The 20,711-nt window shown below is 59.4% G+C and carries 24 protein-coding genes and 1 pseudogene; 13 read left to right on the top strand and 12 right to left on the bottom strand.

Annotated elements, in window-relative coordinates; translation table 11 throughout:
- Positions 1-54: 54 nt before the first annotated feature.
- A complete protein-coding gene (locus AACX99_RS13725) occupies positions 55-813 on the bottom strand; it encodes a Nif3-like dinuclear metal center hexameric protein (protein WP_339412611.1) in 759 nt (252 codons plus the stop codon).
- A gap of 110 nt (positions 814-923) precedes the next feature.
- Between AACX99_RS13725 and algW the strand changes: the two genes are divergently transcribed.
- From algW to AACX99_RS13710, 3 genes are all read left to right on the top strand, one after another.
- The gene (gene algW / locus AACX99_RS13720; protein ID WP_339412609.1) at positions 924-2,066 is read left to right on the top strand and encodes a Do family serine endopeptidase AlgW; all 1,143 of its coding nucleotides are present in this window, start codon (positions 924-926) and stop codon (positions 2,064-2,066) included.
- 96 nt (positions 2,067-2,162) lie between these two features.
- Complete coding sequence (locus tag AACX99_RS13715; RefSeq protein ID WP_339412607.1) at positions 2,163-4,247, top strand: TonB-dependent siderophore receptor; 2,085 nt, start codon at positions 2,163-2,165, stop codon at positions 4,245-4,247.
- A gap of 23 nt (positions 4,248-4,270) precedes the next feature.
- A complete protein-coding gene (locus AACX99_RS13710; RefSeq protein WP_445261872.1) occupies positions 4,271-4,999 on the top strand; it encodes a DUF4198 domain-containing protein in 729 nt (242 codons plus the stop codon).
- Between the two features lie 65 nt (positions 5,000-5,064).
- Here AACX99_RS13710 and hisC read toward each other — a convergent pair whose 3' ends face one another.
- The 10 genes from hisC to AACX99_RS13660 form a co-directional block, all read right to left on the bottom strand.
- Entirely contained in the window at positions 5,065-6,117 is a 1,053-nt protein-coding gene (gene hisC / locus AACX99_RS13705) for a histidinol-phosphate transaminase (protein ID WP_339412605.1), read from the bottom strand.
- A 111-nt stretch (positions 6,118-6,228) separates the two neighbouring features.
- Positions 6,229-7,539: a histidinol dehydrogenase gene (gene hisD, locus AACX99_RS13700; protein ID WP_339412603.1), complete on the bottom strand. Its 1,311-nt coding sequence runs from the start codon at positions 7,537-7,539 to the stop codon at positions 6,229-6,231.
- 121 nt (positions 7,540-7,660) lie between these two features.
- A complete protein-coding gene (hisG, locus tag AACX99_RS13695) occupies positions 7,661-8,296 on the bottom strand; it encodes an ATP phosphoribosyltransferase (protein WP_339412601.1) in 636 nt (211 codons plus the stop codon).
- Positions 8,297-8,300: 4 nt separating this feature from the next.
- Entirely contained in the window at positions 8,301-9,566 is a 1,266-nt protein-coding gene (murA, locus tag AACX99_RS13690) for a UDP-N-acetylglucosamine 1-carboxyvinyltransferase (protein WP_339412599.1), read from the bottom strand.
- Between the two features lie 12 nt (positions 9,567-9,578).
- A complete protein-coding gene (locus AACX99_RS13685; protein ID WP_298172332.1) occupies positions 9,579-9,818 on the bottom strand; it encodes a BolA family protein in 240 nt (79 codons plus the stop codon).
- 262 nt (positions 9,819-10,080) lie between these two features.
- On the bottom strand, positions 10,081-10,389 hold the full coding sequence (locus AACX99_RS13680; RefSeq protein WP_339412591.1) for an STAS domain-containing protein: 309 nt from the start codon (positions 10,387-10,389) through the stop codon (positions 10,081-10,083).
- Complete coding sequence (locus AACX99_RS13675; protein ID WP_339412589.1) at positions 10,386-11,018, bottom strand: MlaC/ttg2D family ABC transporter substrate-binding protein; 633 nt, start codon at positions 11,016-11,018, stop codon at positions 10,386-10,388. The genes AACX99_RS13680 and AACX99_RS13675 overlap by 4 nt, the downstream gene beginning before the upstream one ends.
- Before the next feature lie 14 nt (positions 11,019-11,032).
- Positions 11,033-11,503, bottom strand: coding sequence for an outer membrane lipid asymmetry maintenance protein MlaD (gene mlaD / locus AACX99_RS13670; protein WP_339412587.1), 471 nt, complete (start codon positions 11,501-11,503; stop codon positions 11,033-11,035).
- Complete coding sequence (gene mlaE, locus AACX99_RS13665; protein ID WP_339412585.1) at positions 11,503-12,300, bottom strand: lipid asymmetry maintenance ABC transporter permease subunit MlaE; 798 nt, start codon at positions 12,298-12,300, stop codon at positions 11,503-11,505. Before mlaE ends, mlaD begins: the two co-directional genes overlap by 1 nt.
- Complete coding sequence (locus AACX99_RS13660) at positions 12,300-13,109, bottom strand: ATP-binding cassette domain-containing protein (RefSeq protein WP_339412583.1); 810 nt, start codon at positions 13,107-13,109, stop codon at positions 12,300-12,302. Before AACX99_RS13660 ends, mlaE begins: the two co-directional genes overlap by 1 nt.
- Before the next feature lie 246 nt (positions 13,110-13,355).
- Between AACX99_RS13660 and AACX99_RS13655 the strand changes: the two genes are divergently transcribed.
- From AACX99_RS13655 to AACX99_RS13610, 10 genes are all read left to right on the top strand, one after another.
- Positions 13,356-14,330: a KpsF/GutQ family sugar-phosphate isomerase gene (locus AACX99_RS13655; RefSeq protein WP_339412581.1), complete on the top strand. Its 975-nt coding sequence runs from the start codon at positions 13,356-13,358 to the stop codon at positions 14,328-14,330.
- Positions 14,330-14,869, top strand: a complete 540-nt coding sequence (locus AACX99_RS13650; RefSeq protein ID WP_339412579.1) for a KdsC family phosphatase — start codon at positions 14,330-14,332, stop codon at positions 14,867-14,869. Before AACX99_RS13655 ends, AACX99_RS13650 begins: the two co-directional genes overlap by 1 nt.
- A gap of 7 nt (positions 14,870-14,876) precedes the next feature.
- A complete protein-coding gene (lptC, locus tag AACX99_RS13645; protein ID WP_339412577.1) occupies positions 14,877-15,446 on the top strand; it encodes an LPS export ABC transporter periplasmic protein LptC in 570 nt (189 codons plus the stop codon).
- Positions 15,433-15,975: a lipopolysaccharide transport periplasmic protein LptA gene (gene lptA / locus AACX99_RS13640; RefSeq protein WP_090255504.1), complete on the top strand. Its 543-nt coding sequence runs from the start codon at positions 15,433-15,435 to the stop codon at positions 15,973-15,975. Before lptC ends, lptA begins: the two co-directional genes overlap by 14 nt.
- 2 nt (positions 15,976-15,977) lie before the next feature.
- Positions 15,978-16,703, top strand: a complete 726-nt coding sequence (lptB, locus tag AACX99_RS13635) for an LPS export ABC transporter ATP-binding protein (protein WP_339412572.1) — start codon at positions 15,978-15,980, stop codon at positions 16,701-16,703.
- Between the two features lie 137 nt (positions 16,704-16,840).
- Complete coding sequence (locus AACX99_RS13630; RefSeq protein ID WP_339412570.1) at positions 16,841-18,355, top strand: RNA polymerase factor sigma-54; 1,515 nt, start codon at positions 16,841-16,843, stop codon at positions 18,353-18,355.
- Positions 18,356-18,548: 193 nt separating this feature from the next.
- A complete protein-coding gene (gene hpf / locus AACX99_RS13625) occupies positions 18,549-18,857 on the top strand; it encodes a ribosome hibernation-promoting factor, HPF/YfiA family (RefSeq protein ID WP_339412569.1) in 309 nt (102 codons plus the stop codon).
- Between the two features lie 15 nt (positions 18,858-18,872).
- The gene (ptsN, locus tag AACX99_RS13620; RefSeq protein WP_339412568.1) at positions 18,873-19,346 is read left to right on the top strand and encodes a PTS IIA-like nitrogen regulatory protein PtsN; all 474 of its coding nucleotides are present in this window, start codon (positions 18,873-18,875) and stop codon (positions 19,344-19,346) included.
- 2 nt (positions 19,347-19,348) lie between these two features.
- Complete coding sequence (gene rapZ / locus AACX99_RS13615) at positions 19,349-20,206, top strand: RNase adapter RapZ (protein WP_339412567.1); 858 nt, start codon at positions 19,349-19,351, stop codon at positions 20,204-20,206.
- 12 nt (positions 20,207-20,218) lie between these two features.
- Positions 20,219-20,491, top strand: a complete 273-nt coding sequence (locus tag AACX99_RS13610; protein WP_339412566.1) for an HPr family phosphocarrier protein — start codon at positions 20,219-20,221, stop codon at positions 20,489-20,491.
- Positions 20,492-20,586: 95 nt separating this feature from the next.
- On the opposite strand, the pseudogene AACX99_RS13605 reads toward AACX99_RS13610, so the two are convergent.
- Positions 20,587-20,711 (bottom strand): annotated as a pseudogene (locus AACX99_RS13605) (IS1595 family transposase); the annotation flags it as partial.

Genomic DNA, 20,711 nt, shown 5'->3' with positions numbered 1-20,711 from the left:
AGTTAGATCGAAACGATCTAGCTTTATACCTGCAGGGAAGGCCGTAATAGCGCCTCAGATTGGGTTTGGGCAATCAATAAACAGATGCTCAATGGCAAAGCGTCGCGCTAGGTAATCGCCCAATGCCTGCACGCCATATCGCTCAGTAGCGTGGTGGCCGGCAGCGATAAAGCTGATGCCATTCTCGCGGGCGCTATGGAAGGTCTGCTCGGAAGCTTCACCGCTCAAATAGAGATCGACGCCAGCGGCAATCGCCTGATCGATATAGCCCTGCCCACCGCCGGTGCACCAGCCAACTCGGCGAATCATCGCCTCACCCTCGACCAGCAGCGGCTCACGGCCGAGCACCTGATGCACATGCTGGGCGAAATCACGCGGGCTCATGGCCTCAGCCAATGAGCCGATCAACCCGACAGTGCGCGGGTTATCCGGCTCCAGCGGGCTTTCCACGGTAATGCCCAGCTGCGCAGCCAGTTGCACGTTATTGCCCACCTCTGCATGCACATCCAGCGGTAGGTGATAGGCCAACAAGCTGATGTCGTTGGCCAGCAGGGTTTGCAAGCGACGACGTTTCATCCCGGTGATGCAGGGGTTTTCACCCTTCCAGAAGTAACCGTGGTGTACCAGCAGCACATCGGCCTCGGCATCGACTGCCGCGTCGACCAACGCCTGACTGGCCGTGACGCCACTGACAATTCGGCGCACCTGCGGCCGGCCCTCGACCTGTAGGCCATTGGGGCAGTAGTCGCTGATCCGTGCGGCATTCAGGTAGCGGTCGGCTTCTTCCACCAGGGTCGCCAGGGCAATGGCCATAGAGTTTCCTTATCAACAGTTGCAAGGCGCTGCTTTATTCTCAGCAGCGTCTCTATAATGGCGCACCTTAAGGGGCGTACCTGCCCCCGACAACCCTCAGGATTGGATTGATGCTCAAGGCCCTGCGTTTCATTGGCTGGCCCCTGCTGGTCGGCGTGCTGTCGGCACTGCTGATCATGCAGTATTACCCGCAATGGGTCGGTTTGCCGGGGCAGGACGTGAATGTGCGCCAGGCGCCGTTCTATAGCCGTATTCAGGAAGGACCGGTGTCCTATGCCGAAGCGGTAAAAATTGCCTCCCCGGCCGTGGCCAACCTGTACACCACCAAATTCGTCAACAAACCCACGCACCCACTGTTCGAAGACCCGCAGTTTCGCAAATTCTTCGGCGACAACTTGCCCAAGCAGCGTCGCATGGAATCGAGCCTCGGTTCCGCAGTGATCATGAGCCCGGAAGGCTATCTGCTGACCAACAATCATGTCGTCGCCGACGCCGACCAGATCGTGGTGGCCCTGAAAGATGGCCGTGAAACCCTGGCACGACTCATCGGCAGTGACCCGGAAACAGACCTAGCAGTGCTTAAGATCGACCTGCAGGATCTACCGTTTATTACCCTCGGACGCTCCGACAATGTCCATATTGGTGATGTGACTCTGGCTATTGGTAATCCCTTCGGCGTCGGCCAGACCGTGACCATGGGCATTATCAGCGCCACCGGACGCAATCAGCTGGGCCTCAATACCTACGAGGACTTTATTCAGACCGACGCGGCGATCAACCCTGGCAACTCCGGTGGCGCGCTGGTGGATGCCTACGGCAACCTGGTCGGCATCAATACCGCGATTTTCTCTAAATCCGGCGGTTCGCAAGGCATCGGTTTTGCCATTCCAGTGAAACTGGCAAGGGACGTGATGCAGGCGATCATCGAGCACGGGCAGGTGATTCGCGGCTGGCTGGGGATTGAAGTACAACCGTTGACACCAGAACTGGCAGAGTCCTTCGGCATGGAAGGACACCCCGGCATCGTTGTTGCCGGTATTTACCGTGACGGCCCGGCGCAGAAGGCCGGTCTGCAGCCGGGTGACCTGATTCTCAGCATCGACGGTGAAGCCGCCAGCGATGGCCGCCGCTCGATGAACCAGGTGGCCCGCGCCAAACCCGGAGAGAAGATCCGCATCGACATCCTGCGCAACGGCAAACCGCTGCAACTGTCCGCAGAAATTGGTGTAAGACCCCCCGTCAACGGCAGCTAATTTCCCTTCATTTTCCATTTTAGCCACGCAAGCGATAACACCCCTCAATTTTAATGTTATGTTATTACATTAAATTCATTTGAAGGATGTTATCCCTTGCGCGCCGCCCACGCCTTACTCGCCAGCCTGCTGGCTCCCAGCGCCTTTGCCGCTGCAGCAGAAAACCCCGTTGAGCTCTCTGCCACCACTGTAACCGCGCGCCAGGAACAGGCGGACGGCCCCGTGAAAGGCTATCGCGCCACCCGCTCGGCCAGCGCCACCCGCACCGATACGCCAATTGATCAGATCGCCCAGAGCATCAATGTGGTGCCCGCGCAGGTGCTTGATGACCTGGGCACCACGCGCATCGACCGCGCCCTGGATTTTGCCGGCGGCGTATCCAGGCAGAACAACTTCGGCGGCCTGACCTTCCTCAATTACAGCGTGCGCGGTTTCACCACCGGCGAGTTGTACAAGAACGGCTTCGCCATCAACCGTGGCAGCTACAGCTCGCCGGACGCCTCCGGCATTGAACGCATCGAAGTGCTCAAAGGCCCGGCTGCCAGCCTGTATGGCCGCGGCGACCCGGGCGGCATGATTAATATTGTCAGCAAGAAGCCCCAGGCCGAAGCCTTCAGCCAGCTCAAGGCCAGCGCCGGCAGTTGGGATCGCTACCGCAGCAGCCTGGACGTCAACACCCCGCTGAATGACGACGCCACCCTGCTGTCACGGGTCAACCTAGCGGTCGAGGACAATCAGAGCTTTCGCGACCATGTCGGCAGCGAGCGGCAGATTGTCAGCCCTTCGCTGAGCTGGCAGCTGAGCCCCGACACCCTGCTGCTGATCGAGAGCGAATTCACCCGCACCGAGTCGGTATTCGACCGTGGTATCCCGGCGGTGAACAACCGCATGGGCGCGGTGAAAGACTCCACATTTATGGGCGAGCCGAACGACGGCAGCATCCGCAACGACAACCAGATGCTACAGGTCAGCCTTGAGCATTATCTTAATGACAGCTGGAAGCTGCGCCTGGCCAACCATTACGCCCAGGGTCGCCTGCAAGGCAACAGTTCCGAGCCGTCGCGCCTGGTCGGTGACACCTTGACGCGCTTCTATCGCCAGCGCAGCTTCGAATGGAACGACAGCATTACCCAGGCCGAGCTGCACGGCAGCTTCAACCTGGGCAGTTGGCAGCACCAGACCCTCGCCGGCCTGGAGTATGAGAACTACCGCAACAGCCAGAAGTACCCGCAAAGCGCGACCACCCTGGACTACGGCCAGAACATCTACCAACCGCAGTACGGCCAGGCCAAGCCGGCCATCGTTAACCCCAACGATTTCTTTGAGCACACCGAGAGCTATGCCCTCAACCTGCAGGACCAGATCAGCTTCAGCGAGCGCCTCAGCGGCCTGATCGGCGCGCGCTTCGAACGCTACGAGCAGACCGCACTGAACCGCAGCACGCGGGTCAGCAACGAGCAGAACAAGGATGTCGCCACAGCACGCACGGGCCTGCTCTATCAGCTGACGCCCCAGATCGGGGTTTTCGCCAACGCCTCCACCTCGTTCAAGCCCAACAGCATCAGCAGCCAGGGCACGGTATTCAAACCGGAGAAGGGGCTTGGCTATGAAGCCGGGCTCAAGCTCGACCTGCTCGACAGTCGCCTGGGCGCGACCATCGCGCTGTTTCATATCGACAAGGAAAACGTGCTGACCGCCGACCCAGCCAACCCCGGCGACAACATCGCTGCCGGTAAGGCGCGCAGTCAGGGCCTGGATATGCAGTTCAGCGGCCAGCTCAGCGAAGCCGTACGCATCATCGGTGCGTACGCCTATATCGACGCTGAAGTAACCGAGGACAACACGCTGCCGGTGGGCAGCAAACTGCTCGGCGTCGCCCGCCACAGCGGCAGCCTGCTGACCGTCTACCAGTTTCAGAGCGGCCGCCTGCGCGGTTCGGATATCGGTGCGGCATTCAACTATGTCGGTGATCGCTCGGGACAGGCCGGCAGCGACTTTGAATTACCGGCCTACAGCACCGTCGACCTACTGGCCCGCTACCAGGCCAGTGACGACCTGAGCATCGGTTTGAACCTTAACAACCTGTTTGACCGCGAGTACTACGAGCGCGCCTACAACAACGTCTGGGTCATGCCTGGCGAGCCGCGCAACCTCAGCCTCAACCTGACCCTCAATCTCTGACCCACCACTCAAGGAACCCCAGTATGTGTACTGCCAAACCCGCCATGCTCACCGCGCTGCTCGCCGCCCTCCTCGCCGGGCAAGTTCAGGCCCACGGCCTGTGGACCGAACAGCGTCGTGGCCATATCGAAACCATCTACGGCCACGGTGCTGAGGACAATGCCTTCAAGGCCGAGAAAATCAGCGGTGCCTGGGCCTACGAGCGCGCCGGCAAGATGATCCCGGTCACCGTCCAGCGTCTAGAAGATCACGCCCGCCTGCAGCCGCTGAAACCCCCAGCCGTGCTCGGCGTTGCGCTGGACAACGGCGCCTGGTCGAAGACCCCGGACGGCAAATGGATCAACCAGGGCCGCAGCCAGGTGCCAAACTCAACCGAATCGCTGCATACCTACAAGTACAGCCTGGCGATTTACCAGGAAGGCGCCAAGCTGCCGAAGCTGGATCAGCTGAAAATGGTCATCCTGCCGGAAGTCGACCCACTCAAGGTCGGCCCAGGTAAACCGTTAGCGGTGCGGGTGCTGGTGGATGGTCAGCCGGCTGCTGGGGTCGAGCTGGTCGGTGACTACCGTGGTGTGCCACACCAGGTCAGCGCCACCACCGATGCCGACGGCCGCGCCCAGGTACTGGTGCGCAACGAAGGGCTGAATATCATCAGCGCGTCGATCAGCCTGCCAGTCAAAGACGATAAGGATATCGAGACGCGCGGCCTATTCACCTCGCTGACCTTCCTCGGCGAAGCGCACCACGAGTAACGCGACTAATAAGTAACAGGCAATAAAAAGCCGGAGCACTGCTCCGGCTTTTCTATGGCTGCAATTTACAGACTCTGCAGGGCATCCAGCAGCGCCTGGTTCTGCTGCGGCGTGCCAATAGTGATACGCAGAAACTGGGCAATCCGCTGCTGTTTGAAGTGACGCACAATCACGCCCTGCTCACGCAGCCCGGCGGCCAGTGTCGCGGCATCCTTACCCGGATGGCGGGCAAACACAAAGTTCGCCGCCGACGGCAACACCGCAAAGCCCAGCTTCTCCAGCCCAGCCACTACATCTTCGCGGCTTTCGATCACGCGCTGGCAGGTCTTCTCGAAGTACGCCTTGTCCTCGAACGCCGCCGCCGCACCGGCAATCGCCATACGGTCCAGCGGATAGGAGTTAAAGCTGTTTTTGATCCGCTCCAGGGCCTCGATCAGGTCCGGATGACCGACCGCAATGCCGACCCGCAGCCCGGCCAACGAGCGCGACTTGGACAGGGTCTGGCTGACCAGCAGGTTGGGGTACTTGTCCACCAGACTGATCGCCGTTTCACCGCCAAAGTCGATATAGGCCTCATCGACCAGTACCACGGTATCCGGGTTGGCCTTGAGTAAACGCTCGATGGCCGCCAGCGCTAGGGGGCTGCCGGTCGGTGCGTTGGGATTGGGGAAAATGATGCCGCCATTAGGTCGCGCGTAATCTTCCACGCAAATCTGGAACTGTTCATCCAGCGGTATCTGCACGGAGTCGATGCCATACAGGCCGCAGTACACAGGATAGAAGCTGTAGCTGATATCCGGGAACAGCAGCGGCTGACCATGTTGGAACAAGCCATGGAATGCGTGCGCCAACACCTCGTCGGAGCCATTGCCGACAAATACCTGGGCGGTCTGTACGCCGTAATAATCGGCCACAGCCTGCTTCAAGCGGTCGCTATTGGGGTCCGGGTACAGGCGCAGGTTGTCATTGACCTCGGCCTGCATCGCGGCAATCGCTTTGGGCGACGGGCCGTAGGGGTTCTCGTTGGTGTTCAGCTTGACCAGCTTGGCCAGTTTCGGCTGCTCACCCGGTACATAAGGCACCAGGTCTTTGACGAAGGGGCTCCAGAATTTGCTCATCTGCCCTTCTCTCCTCGAATTCTTCGGTTTGCGTAGGGTGGAAAACCGCGAAGCGGTTGCCACCGGACAAGGCGGTGGACAAACAAAGCGTTGTCCACCCTACAAACAGCATCACGGTTTGATGCGGTACTCGGCGCTACGGGCGTGGGCGGTCAGCGACTCGCCACGGGCCAGCACGCTGGCGACCTTACCCAACTCAGAGGCGCCTTCGGCCGAACAATGGATGATCGACGAACGCTTCTGGAAGTCATACACCCCCAGCGGCGAGGAATAGCGCGCGGTGCCGGAGGTCGGCAGCACGTGATTCGGTCCGGCGCAGTAATCGCCAAGGGCCTCGGCGGTGTAGCGACCCATAAAGATCGCGCCTGCGTGACGAATCAGCGACATGTACTGCTCGGGGTTTTCCACCGAGAGTTCCAGGTGCTCTGGGGCAATGCGATTGGCCACTTCAATGGCCTGGGCCATATCGGCCACCAGAATCAGCGCACCACGGCCTTCCAGGGAGGTGCGTGCTATCGTCTCGCGCTCCAGAGTCGGCAGCAGCTTGGCGATACTCTCAGCCACACGGTCGAGGAAGGCGGCATCCGGGCTGACCAGAATCGACTGAGCGTCTTCGTCGTGCTCGGCCTGGGAGAACAGGTCCATGGCGATCCAGTCCGGGTCGGTCTGGCCGTCGCACACCACCAGGATCTCCGAGGGCCCGGCGATCATGTCGATGCCGACCTTGCCGAATACATGGCGCTTGGCGGTGGCCACGTAGATATTGCCCGGGCCGACTATCTTGTCCACCGGCGGCACGCTCTCGGTGCCATAGGCCAGCGCAGCCACGGCCTGGGCGCCACCGATGCAGAACACCCGATCGACCCCGGCGATGCAGGCCGCCGCCAAAACGATCTCGTTGATCTCGCCACGGGGGGTCGGCACCACCATCACCACGTCCGGCACACCGGCGACCTTGGCCGGGATGGCATTCATCAGCACCGACGAGGGATAGGAGGCCTTGCCTCCCGGCACATAGAGGCCAGCGCGATCCAGCGGGGTGACCTTCTGCCCCAGCACTGTGCCGTCGGCTTCGGTGTAGGTCCAGGAGTCCTGTTTCTGCCGCTCGTGGTAGCTGCGCACGCGCTCGGCGGCTTTCTCCAGGGCGCCGCGCTGCTCCGGCGTGATACGGGTCAGAGCCAGTTCCAGACGCTCGCGCGGCAGAATCAGATCGGCCATTGAGGCGACATCCAGGCCATCGAACTGCTTGGTGAACTCGACCAATGCCGCATCGCCACGCTCGCGCACGGCCTTGATGATATCCAGCACGCGCTGGTTGACCGCATCATCCGAGACACTTTCCCAGCTCAGCAGATGATCCAGATGCTGGGCAAAGTCCTGGTCAGCGGCATTGAGTCGGCGAATAGCGATAGGAGCGGTCATAGCGGGCCTCTTAAATTGGCAAATGCTCAAGCGCCCGTAGAGTAACAACCACTCCGCGCGGGCACCTGAGAATTTTGGCTATAACGCGGATAGGCTAGGCCGCACTGGGCGGCCAACAGACTCAGCGTGGATGTCGCGCTTCGACCGCATCGCGCAGGGTGTCGATCAACGCCTGGATGCGCGCGTGCTGCATCTTCATCGAGGCCTTGTTGACGATCAGCCGCGAACTGATGTGGGCGATCAGCTCCTGGGCTTCTAGACCGTTGGCACGCAAGGTGTTGCCGGTGTCGACCACATCGATGATTTTATCGGACAGACCAACCAACGGGCCCAGTTCCATCGAGCCGTAGAGTTTGATGATATCGACCTGGCGACCCTGCTCGGCGTAGTAACGCTTGGCCACATTGACGAACTTGGTGGCAACCCGCAGCCGGCCTTTCGGCTCGGGCGCACCGACAGCACCGGCAGTCATCAGCTTGCACTGAGCAATACGCAGGTCCAGCGGCTCGTACAAGCCCTGGCCGCCGTATTCCATCAGCACGTCCTTGCCAGCCACGCCGAGGTCCGCCGCACCATGCTCGACATAGGTCGGCACGTCGGTGGCACGTACGATCAACAGACGCACATCATCCAGGGTGGTTGGGATGATCAGCTTGCGGCTTTTATCCGGGTTTTCGGTCGGCTCAATACCCGCCGCCGCCAGCAGCGGCAGGGTGTCATCGAGAATCCGGCCTTTGGAAAGGGCAATAGTCAGCATGGTCTTAGCCCGGCACGCGGCGAATCTTCGCCCCCAGCAACTGCAGTTTTTCCTCGATGCACTCGTAACCACGGTCGATGTGGTAGATGCGGTCGATCAGGGTGTCGCCTTCGGCAATCAGTGCCGAGATCACCAAGCTGGCCGATGCACGTAGATCCGTGGCCATAACGGGGGCGCCCTTGAGCTTTTCAGCACCGGTGACGATGGCGGTGTTGCCTTCTACCTGGATCTGCGCGCCCATACGGATCATTTCATGCACGTGCATAAAGCGGTTTTCGAATACGGTTTCGATCACCGTGCCAGTGCCCTCGGCAATCGCATTGAGGGCAATAAACTGCGCCTGCATATCGGTGGGGAACGCCGGGTACGGAGCAGTACGCAGGTTCACGGCTTTCGGCCGCTTGCCATGCATGTTCAGCTCAATCCAGTCGTTGCCGCAGGTGATTTCCGCACCGGCTTCCTGCAGTTTCGACAGCACTGCTTCCAAGGTAGTCGGATCGGTGTCCTTGACCTTGACCCGGCCGCCCGTGACGGCAGCCGCTACCAGGTAGGTGCCGGTTTCGATACGGTCGGGCATCACGCTGAAACGCGCGCCGTGCAAACGCTCCACGCCATCGATAATGATGGTATCGGTACCAGCGCCGGTTATCTTCGCGCCCATGGCGATCAGGCAGTTAGCCAGGTCAACCACTTCCGGCTCACGCGCGGCGTTTTCCAGCACGCTGCGGCCTTTGGCCAGGGTCGCTGCCATCATGATGTTTTCAGTACCGGTCACACTGACGGTATCGAAGAAGAAATGCGCGCCACGCAAACCGCCTTCCGGTGCCTTGGCCTTGATGTAACCGGCTTCGACATCGATGATCGCGCCCATGGCTTCAAGGCCACGAATGTGCAGGTCAACCGGACGCGAACCGATGGCGCAACCGCCTGGCAGGGCGACTTCGGCATAACCGAAACGCGCCACCATCGGCCCCAGCACCAGGATCGAGGCGCGCATGGTTTTCACCAGCTCATAGGGTGCAACCAGTGTCTTGATCGCCCGCGCGTCGACTTCGACACTGAGCTTCTCGTCGATGATCGGTTCGATACCCATGCGCCCGAACAACTCGATCATGGTGGTGATGTCGTGCAGGTGCGGCAGGTTGCAGATGGTGACAGGCGCGTCACCGAGCAGGGTGGCGGCGAGAATCGGCAGGGCAGAGTTCTTCGCCCCGGAAATGCGGATTTCGCCATCAAGGCGCACACCGCCGGTAATAATCAGTTTGTCCATGATTCTCTCGGTTTAGGAGCGCGCGGCCCAATCGGCACGGCTAAAGAATTTCATACTCACGGCGTGGATGCTGCCATCGGCGATCCAGGCATTGAGGTGAGCGTAAATCTGCTGTTGACGCTTGACCGGGCTGAGAGCGGCCAGCTCATCACTGATCAGGTTCAGCTGAAAGTTGCAGCCTTCGCCTTCAACTTCCACCTGGGTATTCGGCAATTTAGCCTCAAGGAGACTCTTTACTTCTAAGGCCTGCATGCTCAACCTCAATCAATACATGGATTAACGACAGCCGAGCATACGCCCGCGGGTCGGGCATCATACAAAAAAGCCCCTCGCCTGCGAACCCCGCATTATTGCCAGCCGACCGAAACCCTGCTCTGAACCTGTTTACGATCTCGCGAGCTAGAGCCAGACAAGGCAAAAACAGCCGCGGAAGCGGAGTTTACTGGTGTAAATCAGCATTCCGAGGCTGTTTTTAACGCCGGATGGCAGACGCACAGCAGATCGTAGGCAGGTTTCAGGCTTGCAGCGGAAGAATTTCCAGCAGACCACAAACGCCAGCGATCTCACGCATGTCCTTGGGCAGATTGCTCACACCAAGGGTCTTGCCGGCTGCACTGGCGTCACGCATAAACGCCAACAACAGCGATAGCCCGACGCTGCTGGACTTCTCCACACCCGTGCAATCAATCACGCACGCCGCCGCAGGACTGACCTTGAGCAGGCGCGCACCTTGCTCACGCAACGCCGGTGCGCTCAGGTAATCAAGCACACCGACCAGGCTGAACACCCCGGGAGACGCCTCACTGATGCTGGCCTGACTCACGATGCATTTGCCCCCTGGCGGGCTTTGGCAACGGTTTCGGTCCAGTTGTCGATAACCTTGTCCAGGTCATTGCGATTGTCCTGCATGGCCTGGGAAAACTGGTCACGGAACAGTTTGCCGACGTTGATGCCGTTGATGACCACGTTGCGCATCTTCCAGGTGCCATCGAGGCTGACCATGGTGTAGGACAGCGGGTAGACCGTACCCTTGCCGTCCTTGATCTCCATATTTACCGAAGTGCGCTCAGGGTCCTGCTGACCGCTGACCGGCAGCACGCGAATGTCCTGATTGTTGTACTCCAGCAGGGCATTGCCATAGAACTGCATCAGGCTGCGCTTGAAGTTCTCCTGAAAGCGCTGCATCTGCTCGGGCGAGGCCTGGCGTGAGTAACGCACAGTCATCACGCCACGGGAAATCCCGTCGACATCCACCACCGGGCCAAGAATGCTGTTCAGCGCGTTGTAAAACGCGCCTGGATCGGTGCGGTACTGTTCCTTGTTGGCCTTGAGGTCGGCCAGCAGCGTAGTGGTGGTCTCTTGCACCACCTCATGAGCCGCTGGGGCCGCCAACAACGGCAAGGACATGGCCGCCAGGCAGATAAAAAGACCGTTACGCAGTGCCTTGAACATAGTCATTACCTCTATTAATTAGCCTGGTCTTTGTTGACTGAATTGAGCAGAAACTTGCCAATCAGATCTTCCAACACCAATGACGACTGCGTGTCGTGAATGGTGCCGCCATCGCTCAGCACTTCTTCTTCTCCGCCCACGCTAATCCCAACGTATTTCTCACCCAGCAGACCTGCGGTCAGAATCGACGCAGTGGAGTCTGCCGGCAGGTTATCCACGGCATCATCCAAGACCATGGTGACGCGCCCCATATAGCTGTTGCGGTCCAGATCGATCGCAGTGACCTTGCCGATGGTCACACCGGCCATGGTCACTTTCGATCTGACCGTCAAACCGGCGATATTCTCAAAGTGCGCATACACCTTATAGGTATTGTCGCCACTGCCAACGGTCAGGCCGCTGACGCGCAACGCCAACAGCAACAAGGCCAACAACCCGGCCAACAGGAACAAGCCGACACCAATTTCCAGCGTGCGGTTCTGCATCAGAAATCTCCAAACATCAAAGCGGTCAGAATAAAGTCCAGCCCCAATACGGCGAGTGAGGCGTACACCACGGTCTTAGTGGTGGCACGACTAATACCTTCCGAAGTCGGCTCACAGTCATAGCCCTGGAACACGGCGATCCAAGTCACGACAAACGCAAAGACCACGCTCTTAATCACACCATTGAGCACGTCTTCACGAAACGAAACACTGTTTTGCATATTGGCCCAGAACGAGCCCTCATATACGCCCAGCCAGTCGACAGCGACCATCGCCCCACCCCAGATGCCGACCACGCTGAAGATCATCGCCAGCAATGGCATCGAGATAAAGCCAGCCCACAGACGCGGGGCGACGATGTACTTGAGCGGGTCAACGCCGATCATCGCCAGACTCGACAGCTGCTCGGTAGATTTCATATTGCCGATTTCAGCGGTCAGCGCTGAGCCGGCGCGCCCGGCAAACAGCAAGGCAGTCACCACTGGACCCAGCTCACGCAGCAGGGTCAGGGCAACCATTTGCCCCACCGCCTGCTCAGAACCGTATTTGGCCAGAATGCTGAAGCCCTGCAACGACAACACCATGCCGATAAAAATGCCGGACACGACGATGATGGCCAGAGACATCACCCCAACCGAATACAGCTGCTTGATCAATAACTGAAAGCTGTTGCCGGTCGTGCCACGACCAAACAGCGCGCGCAGCAGAAACAGCCCCGAGCGCCCCAGCGTAGCCACCACATCAATACCGGCGCGACCGAACAGGCGCACCCGTTCGAGCACAGATGTCTTGCGCATCAGCGCTCCCCCAGAAGATCGTCGCGGTAATTGGCCGCAGGAAAGTGAAACGGCACAGGACCATCCGGTATGCCCTGCATAAACTGACGCACACGCGGGTTATCCGAATTCATCAACTCGGCTGGGGTGCCCTGCCCCAGCACCTGAGTGTCGCCGACGACATAGATGTAGTCGGCAATGCTCGCGGTTTCCGCGAGATCATGGGACACCACAATGCTGGTAATCCCCAGCGCATCACTGAGCAGACGAATCAGTCGCACCAGAACACCCATGGCTATAGGGTCCTGGCCAACGAAAGGTTCGTCATACATCAGAATCTGCGGATCCAGAGCAATCGCCCGAGCCAGCGCCACGCGACGCTTCATGCCGCCTGACAACTCATCCGGCATCAAGTCCAGAGCACCGCGCAGGCCGACTGCTTGCAACTTCATCAAGACAATGTCGCGAATCATCTCTTCCGGCAGCTGGGTATGCACCCGTAGCGGAAAGGCGACGTTTTCGAACACATCCAAGTCGGTAAACAGCGCACCACTCTGGAACAGTACACCCATCTGCTTGCGCATATCGAACAGCTCGCTGCGCGACAGCGTCGGCAAATTCAGGCCATTGACCCAGACCTCACCCTGGCTCGGCTTGAGTTCGGCAGCAATCAGACGCAGCAAAGTGGTTTTGCCACAACCAGACGGCCCCATAATCCCGGTGACCTTGCCACGGGGAATGCGGATATCGACGTTTTTGAAAATATCCCGCTCACCGCGTTTAAAGCTGACGTTCTTCAGCTCAACTGCATACGGGTTCTCGGCGCTCATCTGGACTCCTTGCTCAACGCTTGCCTGACTGACGCATCGCCCGGAACAAAGGGCACTACGGATCATCGAACGTACCGAAAATGGCCGCGAACTATACCACCGAGGTATTCGCCGCCCAAGGCTGAAGGTGTTGCCAGAGATAAGCACCGCACAGTTCCGACAAACAACTCGACACTGGAAATACTGGGCAGGCGCACCTTTACCGTTATAATCGGCAGCTTTTAGCCCGTACGCCGCAGAGAAGTCATGAGCCAGTCCACCGATCTGATCCAGTCAGCGCAACGCACCATCCGCTTGGAGCTCGAAGCCATCCAGGACCTGCTGGCACGTATCAACGGTGATTTTGTGCGGGCCTGCGAGCTGATTCTCGCCAGCAAAGGCCGCGTCGTGGTGGTCGGCATGGGCAAATCCGGCCACGTCGGCAACAAGATTGCCGCCACCCTGGCCAGCACCGGCACCACTGCGTTTTTTGTGCATCCGGCCGAAGCGAGCCATGGCGACATGGGCATGATCACCCGCGATGACGTGGTGCTGGCCCTGTCCAACTCCGGCTCTACCGCAGAAATCGTTACCCTTCTGCCGCTTATAAAGCGCCTTGGCATCCGCCTGATCAGCATGACCGGCAACCCGGAGTCGCCACTGGCCAAGGCAGCCGAAGTCAACCTGGACGCCCGCGTATCCCAGGAAGCCTGCCCACTGAACCTGGCACCAACCTCTTCCACTACGGTATCGCTGGTACTCGGCGACGCCCTGGCCATCGCTCTGCTGGAAGCCCGCGGCTTTACCGCCGAAGATTTCGCATTCTCCCACCCCGGCGGTGCATTGGGCCGACGCCTGCTGCTCAAGGTGGAAAACGTTATGCACGCTGGCGACAGCCTGCCGCGCGTAAAACGCGGCACCTCGCTGCGCGACGCGCTGCTGGAAATGACCCAAAAAGGCCTGGGCATGACAGTGGTCACCGAGGACGATGGTCGCCTGGCCGGGATCTTCACCGACGGCGATCTGCGCCGTACCCTGGACCGCAACATCGACGTGCGCCAGACCATTATCGATGACGTAATGACCGCCCACGGCAAGACCGCCCGCGCGGAAATGCTTGCGGCAGAGGCTTTGAAAATCATGGAAGACCACAAGATCAGCTCACTGGTGGTGATCGACGACAACGACCTACCTGTAGGCGCCCTGAACATGCACGACCTGCTTCGCGCCGGAGTGATGTGATGAGCCTTGACCTGACTAACCCCGACCTACTGCAGCGCGCCCAGGCCATCAAGCTGGCGATATTTGATGTCGACGGCGTGCTCACCGACGGTAAGCTGTACTTTCTGGTCGACGGCAGCGAATTCAAGACCTTCAACACCCTTGATGGCCATGGCATCAAGATGCTGATCAATTCCGGCGTGCGCACCGCGATTATCAGCGGCCGCAAAACCCCCGTGGTTGAACGCCGCGCGCAGAACCTGGGGATTCAACACCTGTATCAGGGCCGCGAAGACAAGCTGGTGGTGCTCGATGAGCTACTCGGCGAACTGGGCCTAGACTATGCACAAGTCGCATACCTCGGTGACGACCTGCCCGATCTGCCGGTGATCCGCCGCGTAGGCCTCGGCATGGCAGTCGCCAGCGCCGACGGCTTTGTTCGCCAGCATGCCCACGGGATTACCCGCGCTCGCGGGGGCGAAGGCGCTGCACGCGAGTTCTGCGAACTGATCATGCACGCCCAAGGCACCCTTGAAGCCGCTCAAGCCGCATACTTATAGGCCAACCATGCCCCGCAAGTTATTCAACATTGCTCTGTTCGCCTTTGTCGCACTGCTGGTCGCAGCCCTCGGCTACTGGAACCTCAGCCCCGAAAGCTTCAACCAGCAGACGCACAGCGCTGCAGCTGAAAGCACCATCGACTTTTACGCCACTAACACCTACACCGTGCAATACCAGGCCGACGGCAAACTGCACTACGAGCTGACGACCGACAAGGTCGAGCACGTCAAGACCAGCGACATCACCCTGATGACCAGCCCGAACATGAACCTGTTCCGCGGCACCGAGCTGCCCTGGAAAATCCGCAGCGAGCGCGGTGAAGTGTCGCCAGGCGGCGTTGAAGTCGAACTGATCGACAAGGTGCGCGTTGAGCGTACAGATGCCAAAGGCCGTCCGACCATCCTCACCACCAGCCGCCTGACCGTATTCCCCGAGAAGGAATATGCGCAGACCCAGCAAGCCGTTAGAATCGACGCGGCCAATGGGGTGACCACGGCAAAAGGAATGAAAGCGTACATGAATGACGGCAGGATGCTCCTGCTGTCCAACGTAAGAGGTCAGCATGAGGCTCGTTAACACCCTCCCCCTACTACTCAGCCTCAGCGCCGCACTCGGAAGTGTCAGCGCCTGGGCACTGCCATCCGACCGCGAACAGCCGATCCGCATCCAGGCCGATAGCGCGGAACTCGATGACAAACAAGGCGTTGCCGTCTATCGCGGCGACGTAGTCATTACTCAGGGCACCATGAAGGTCACTGGCGACACAGTGACCATCACCCAGAATGCCCAGGGCGATGTCGAGGTATTTACCTCGGTCGGCAAGCCGGCCTACTACGAGCAACTGCCGTCAGCCGACAAGCAGATCGTCAAGGCCTACGGCCTGACCATCCAGTACTTTATGGCCAACGAGCGCGTGGTACTGATCGACCAGGCCAAGGTGATTCAGGAAGGCAACACCTTCGAAGGCGAGAAAATCGTCTATGACACCCAACGCCAGATCGTTAACGCCGGCCGCGCCACAGGCACCAACGTCACCGCGCCACGTCCGCGCATCGACATGGTGATCCAGCCGAAGAACAAACCAGCCGACCAGCAGGCGCAGTAATAATGGCCACATTGAAAGCCCAACACCTGGCGAAGAGCTACAAAGGCCGCCAGGTCGTGCGCGACGTTAGCCTGAGCATCGATAGCGGGCAGATCGTCGGCCTGCTTGGCCCCAACGGCGCCGGCAAGACCACCTGTTTCTACATGATCGTCGGCTTGGTACAGGCCGATCAGGGCCGCGTGTTGATCGACGACCTCGATGTTAGCCACCAGCCGATGCATGGCCGCGCTCGCGCCGGCATCGGCTACCTGCCGCAGGAAGCCTCAATTTTCCGCAAGCTCAGCGTGGCCGACAACATCATGGCCATCCTGGAGACCCGCAAGGATCTTGACGGCCCTACACGCCGCAAAGAACTCGAAGGCCTGCTGCAGGAATTCCATATCAGCCATATCCGCGACAACCTCGGCATGAGCCTGTCCGGCGGTGAGCGCCGCCGCGTGGAAATTGCCCGCGCCCTGGCGACTAATCCCAAGTTCATCCTGCTAGACGAACCGTTCGCCGGCGTCGATCCTATTTCGGTAGGCGATATCAAGCAGATCATCCACCACCTCAAGGCCAAGGGTATCGGCGTGTTGATCACCGACCACAACGTGCGCGAGACCCTGGACATCTGCGAAACCGCCTATATCGTCAGCGATGGCCAACTGATCGCCGAAGGTGATGCCGAGACCATTCTGGCTAACCAGACAGTGAAAGAAGTTTACCTGGGGCATGAGTTCAGGCTGTAGCTACAGCTTTTCTCAAGCCGACTGCAGCCAAGGCTAGGCAAAACCTTTAAAGTCAGGCATATAATTTGCTTCCTAGTGGCGCTTTTTGAAAACGCCCTGTAGTGGATTGCGCACGACGCCGGTAAATAAGGTCTGCAATGAAACCATCGCTAGTCCTGAGAATGGGCCAGCAGCTGACGATGACACCGCAGCTGCAACAGGCCATCCGCCTGCTCCAATTGTCTACCTTGGATCTGCAACAAGAGATCCAGGAGGCCTTGGAGTCCAACCCGATGCTCGAACGCCAGGAAGATGGCGATGATTTCGACAATTCGGACCCCATGGCCGATGGAGCAGAAAGCGCCAGCCCCAGCGAACAGCCCGAAGCGCCCTATCAGGAAACCAGCTACCAGGAAGCCACGCAGACCGTGGACAACCTGGAAGAAGGTGATTGGGGCGAGCGTATCCCCAACGAGCTGCCCGTCGACACCGCCTGGGAAGACATCTACCAGACCAGCGCCAGCAGCCTGCCCAGTAGCAGCAACGATGACGACGAGTGGGATTTCACCACCCGCACCTCGAGCGGCGAAAGCTTGCAAAGCCACTTGCTGTGGCAACTCAATCTGGCACCAATGTCGGACAAGGACCGCCTGATTGCCGTCACCTTGATCGACTGCATCAACCAGCAGGGCTATCTGGAAGAAACCCTGGAAGAGGTGGTCGAAGCCTTCGACCCGGAGCTGGACATCGAGCTCGATGAAGTCGAAGCCGTGCTGCACCGCATTCAGCAGTTCGAGCCAACCGGTATCGCCGCGCGCAACCTGGGCGAATGCCTGCTTCTGCAACTGCGTCAGCTGCCAGCAAAAACTCCGTGGCTGAGCGAAGCCCAGCGCCTGGCCAACGACTATCTCGACTTGCTCGGCAGTCGCGACTACAGCCAGCTGATGCGCCGCATGAAGCTCAAGGAAGACGAGCTGCGCCAGGTTATCGACCTGATCCAGAGCCTCAACCCGCGCCCTGGCTCGCAGATCGAGTCCAGCGAGCCGGAATACGTGGTGCCTGACGTCATCGTGCGCAAGCACAACGAGCGCTGGCTGGTGGAACTCAACCAGGAAGCCATGCCGCGCCTGCGGGTCAACGCGCAATACGCCGGTTTTGTGAAACGTGCCGACTCCAGCGCCGACAACACCTTTATGCGCAACCAGCTGCAAGAAGCACGCTGGTTTATCAAGAGCCTGCAAAGCCGCAACGAAACCCTGATGAAGGTCGCCACGCAGATCGTCGAGCATCAGCGCGGCTTCCTCGATTACGGCGACGAGGCGATGAAACCCCTGGTGCTGCACGATATTGCCGAAGCTGTAGGCATGCATGAATCGACCATTTCGCGGGTGACCACGCAGAAATTCATGCACACCCCGCGTGGTATTTACGAGCTGAAATACTTCTTCTCCAGCCACGTCAGCACGTCCGAAGGTGGTGAATGCTCGTCCACCGCGATCCGTGCCATCATCAAAAAACTGGTCGCCGCGGAAAATGCGAAAAAGCCGTTGAGTGACAGCAAGATCGCTGGTTTACTGGAAGCACAGGGCATTCAAGTCGCTCGCCGCACGGTCGCCAAGTACCGTGAATCCCTCGGAATAGCGCCATCCAGTGAGCGCAAACGATTGATCTAAGGCAGCACGAAGAAGGAAGACAACTACTCGTACAGAATATGCCCAGGTCTCGCCTTTTCGCATATGCAGCCATACTGTCAGCATGCAATTAGCGACCGTGCCAGGCTCGTTCTACCAGAGTCTTCCACGCCACAGTGTTCCGGCGGCAGGCCTCTCGCCTGCCTCTTACACACGGCAACAAGGAGAAAGCGGTATGCAAGTCAACATCAGTGGACACCAGCTGGATGTGACCGACGCCCTACGCGACTACATCGCCGAAAAACTCGGCCGATTGGAGCGCCACTTCGACAAGATTACCAACGTGCAAGTCATCATGGAGGTCGAGAAGCTCAAACAGAAAATCGAAGCGACCCTGCACATTGCTGGCGGCGAAGTCGTCGCCAACGCCGAGCATGAAGACATGTACGCAGCCATCGATCTACTGACAGACAAACTCGACCGACAACTCATCAAACACAAGGAAAAACAGCTCGACCGCCAACAGGGCGCTATGGCCCGCTGACGTCGTCTATCTCCTATGATCCGACTTGAAACTATCCTGACCCCCGGCCGTTCCCTGGTGAACGTGCCGGGCGGCAGCAAAAAACGTGTCCTCGAACAGATTGCCAACTTGGTGGCGCGCGAGCTGCCTGACCTGGATGGCCAAGATATCTTCGAAAGCCTGATTGCCCGGGAAAAACTCGGCTCGACCGGTTTCGGTAATGGCATTGCCATTCCGCACTGTCGCCTGCCCGGTTGCACCGCGCCGATCAGCGCCCTGCTGCGCCTGGACTCCGCCGTGGACTTCGACGCCATCGACGGCGCACCAGTGGACCTGCTGTTTGTCCTGCTAGTGCCCGAAGCCGCCACCGATGCTCACCTGGAACTGTTGCGGCAGATCGCCAGCATGCTCGATCGCGGCGATGTGCGTGCCAACCTGCGGCAAGCCGAAAGCAGCGAAGCCCTGTATCAGGTGGTCGTGGACGTACAAAGTCAACTCAACCGAGCCTGAGCATGCGCCTAATCATCGTCAGCGGGCGCTCCGGCTCCGGGAAAAGCACCGCCCTCGATGTACTTGAGGACAACGGCTTCTACTGCATCGACAACTTGCCCGCCGGCCTGCTACCTGAACTGGCCGAACGCGCCTTGCTGCACACCGAGCTGCTGCATCCGCAGGTCGCAGTGTCGATTGATGCGCGCAATCTGCCGAGCCATCTCAAGCGCTTTCCCGAGCTGCTTGAAGAAGTTCGCGCGCGGCACATCAAGTGCGATGTGATCTACCTGGATGCTGACGAAGAAACCCTGCTCAAGCGCTTCTCCGAGACCCGCCGGCGCCATCCGCTGACCAATGAGAGCCGCTCATTGGCTGAAGCCATTGCCGATGAAAGCCTGCTCCTAGGCCCGATTATCGACTTGGCCGACTTGAAGATCGACACCACCCACCTCAACCTCTACCAGCTGCGCGATAGCCTCAAGCTACGACTGCTCAACCAGCCTGAGCCGGGCACCGCGTTTCTGATCGAATCCTTTGGCTTCAAACGCGGCATGCCGGTGGATGCCGACCTGGTGTTCGATGTGCGCTGCCTGCCTAATCCTTACTGGAAGCCGGACTTGCGCGATTATTCCGGGCTTGATCAGCCCGTGGTCGACTACCTCTCGGCCCAGGCCGATGCTGAAGATATGTACCAGGACATCCTCGCCTACCTGACCAAATGGCTGCCACGTTTTGCCGCCAGCAACCGCGCCTACGTCACTGTGGCAATTGGTTGTACCGGTGGCCACCACCGCTCAGTCTATCTGGCCAACCGACTGGGCGAGGCTCTCAAACCCATACTGAAAAACGTTCAGACTCGCCACCGCGACCTCAGTTAAGGAATTGCCGCGATGCCCGCCTGCGAAATCACCATTATCAACAAGCTTGGCCTGCACGCCCGCGCGGCGGCCAAGTTTGTCGGCGTCGCCGGGCGTTTCCCCTGCCAGGTCAAAGTTGGCCGCAGCGCGGAGAGCTTGGTCGATGGCAAAAGCATCATGGCCGTGATGATGCTGGCGGCAGGTAAAGGCACGCCAGTGTACCTGCACACCGAAGGTGAGCAGGACGCCGAGGCGCTGCAGGCCCTGAGCGAGCTGATCAACAACTACTTCGACGAAGGCGAGTAAAACCGTAGGCAATAAAAAATGTCCGGGAGACATTTTTAACGTCGCGTAGCGACGACCCGTAGGGTTGCAGCCATGGATGACAGGCAATAAAAAGGCTATGTCCCAATTACGTGTTGCATGGTCCGACCAACCGCCTCCTGGATACAGTGAACGGGCTGAATACGCTGCTGATAGCGTTCAAGCATGCGGCGCCAGCCCAGGTAGTTCGGGAGGTAGCGGC

The organism is Pseudomonas sp. EA_35y_Pfl2_R5, from assembly GCF_963970805.1.
In the GTDB taxonomy this organism is placed as follows: domain Bacteria; phylum Pseudomonadota; class Gammaproteobacteria; order Pseudomonadales; family Pseudomonadaceae; genus Aquipseudomonas.
Note: the sequence above shows the minus strand (reverse complement) of the source record. Positions and strands in the feature narration are given on the sequence as shown.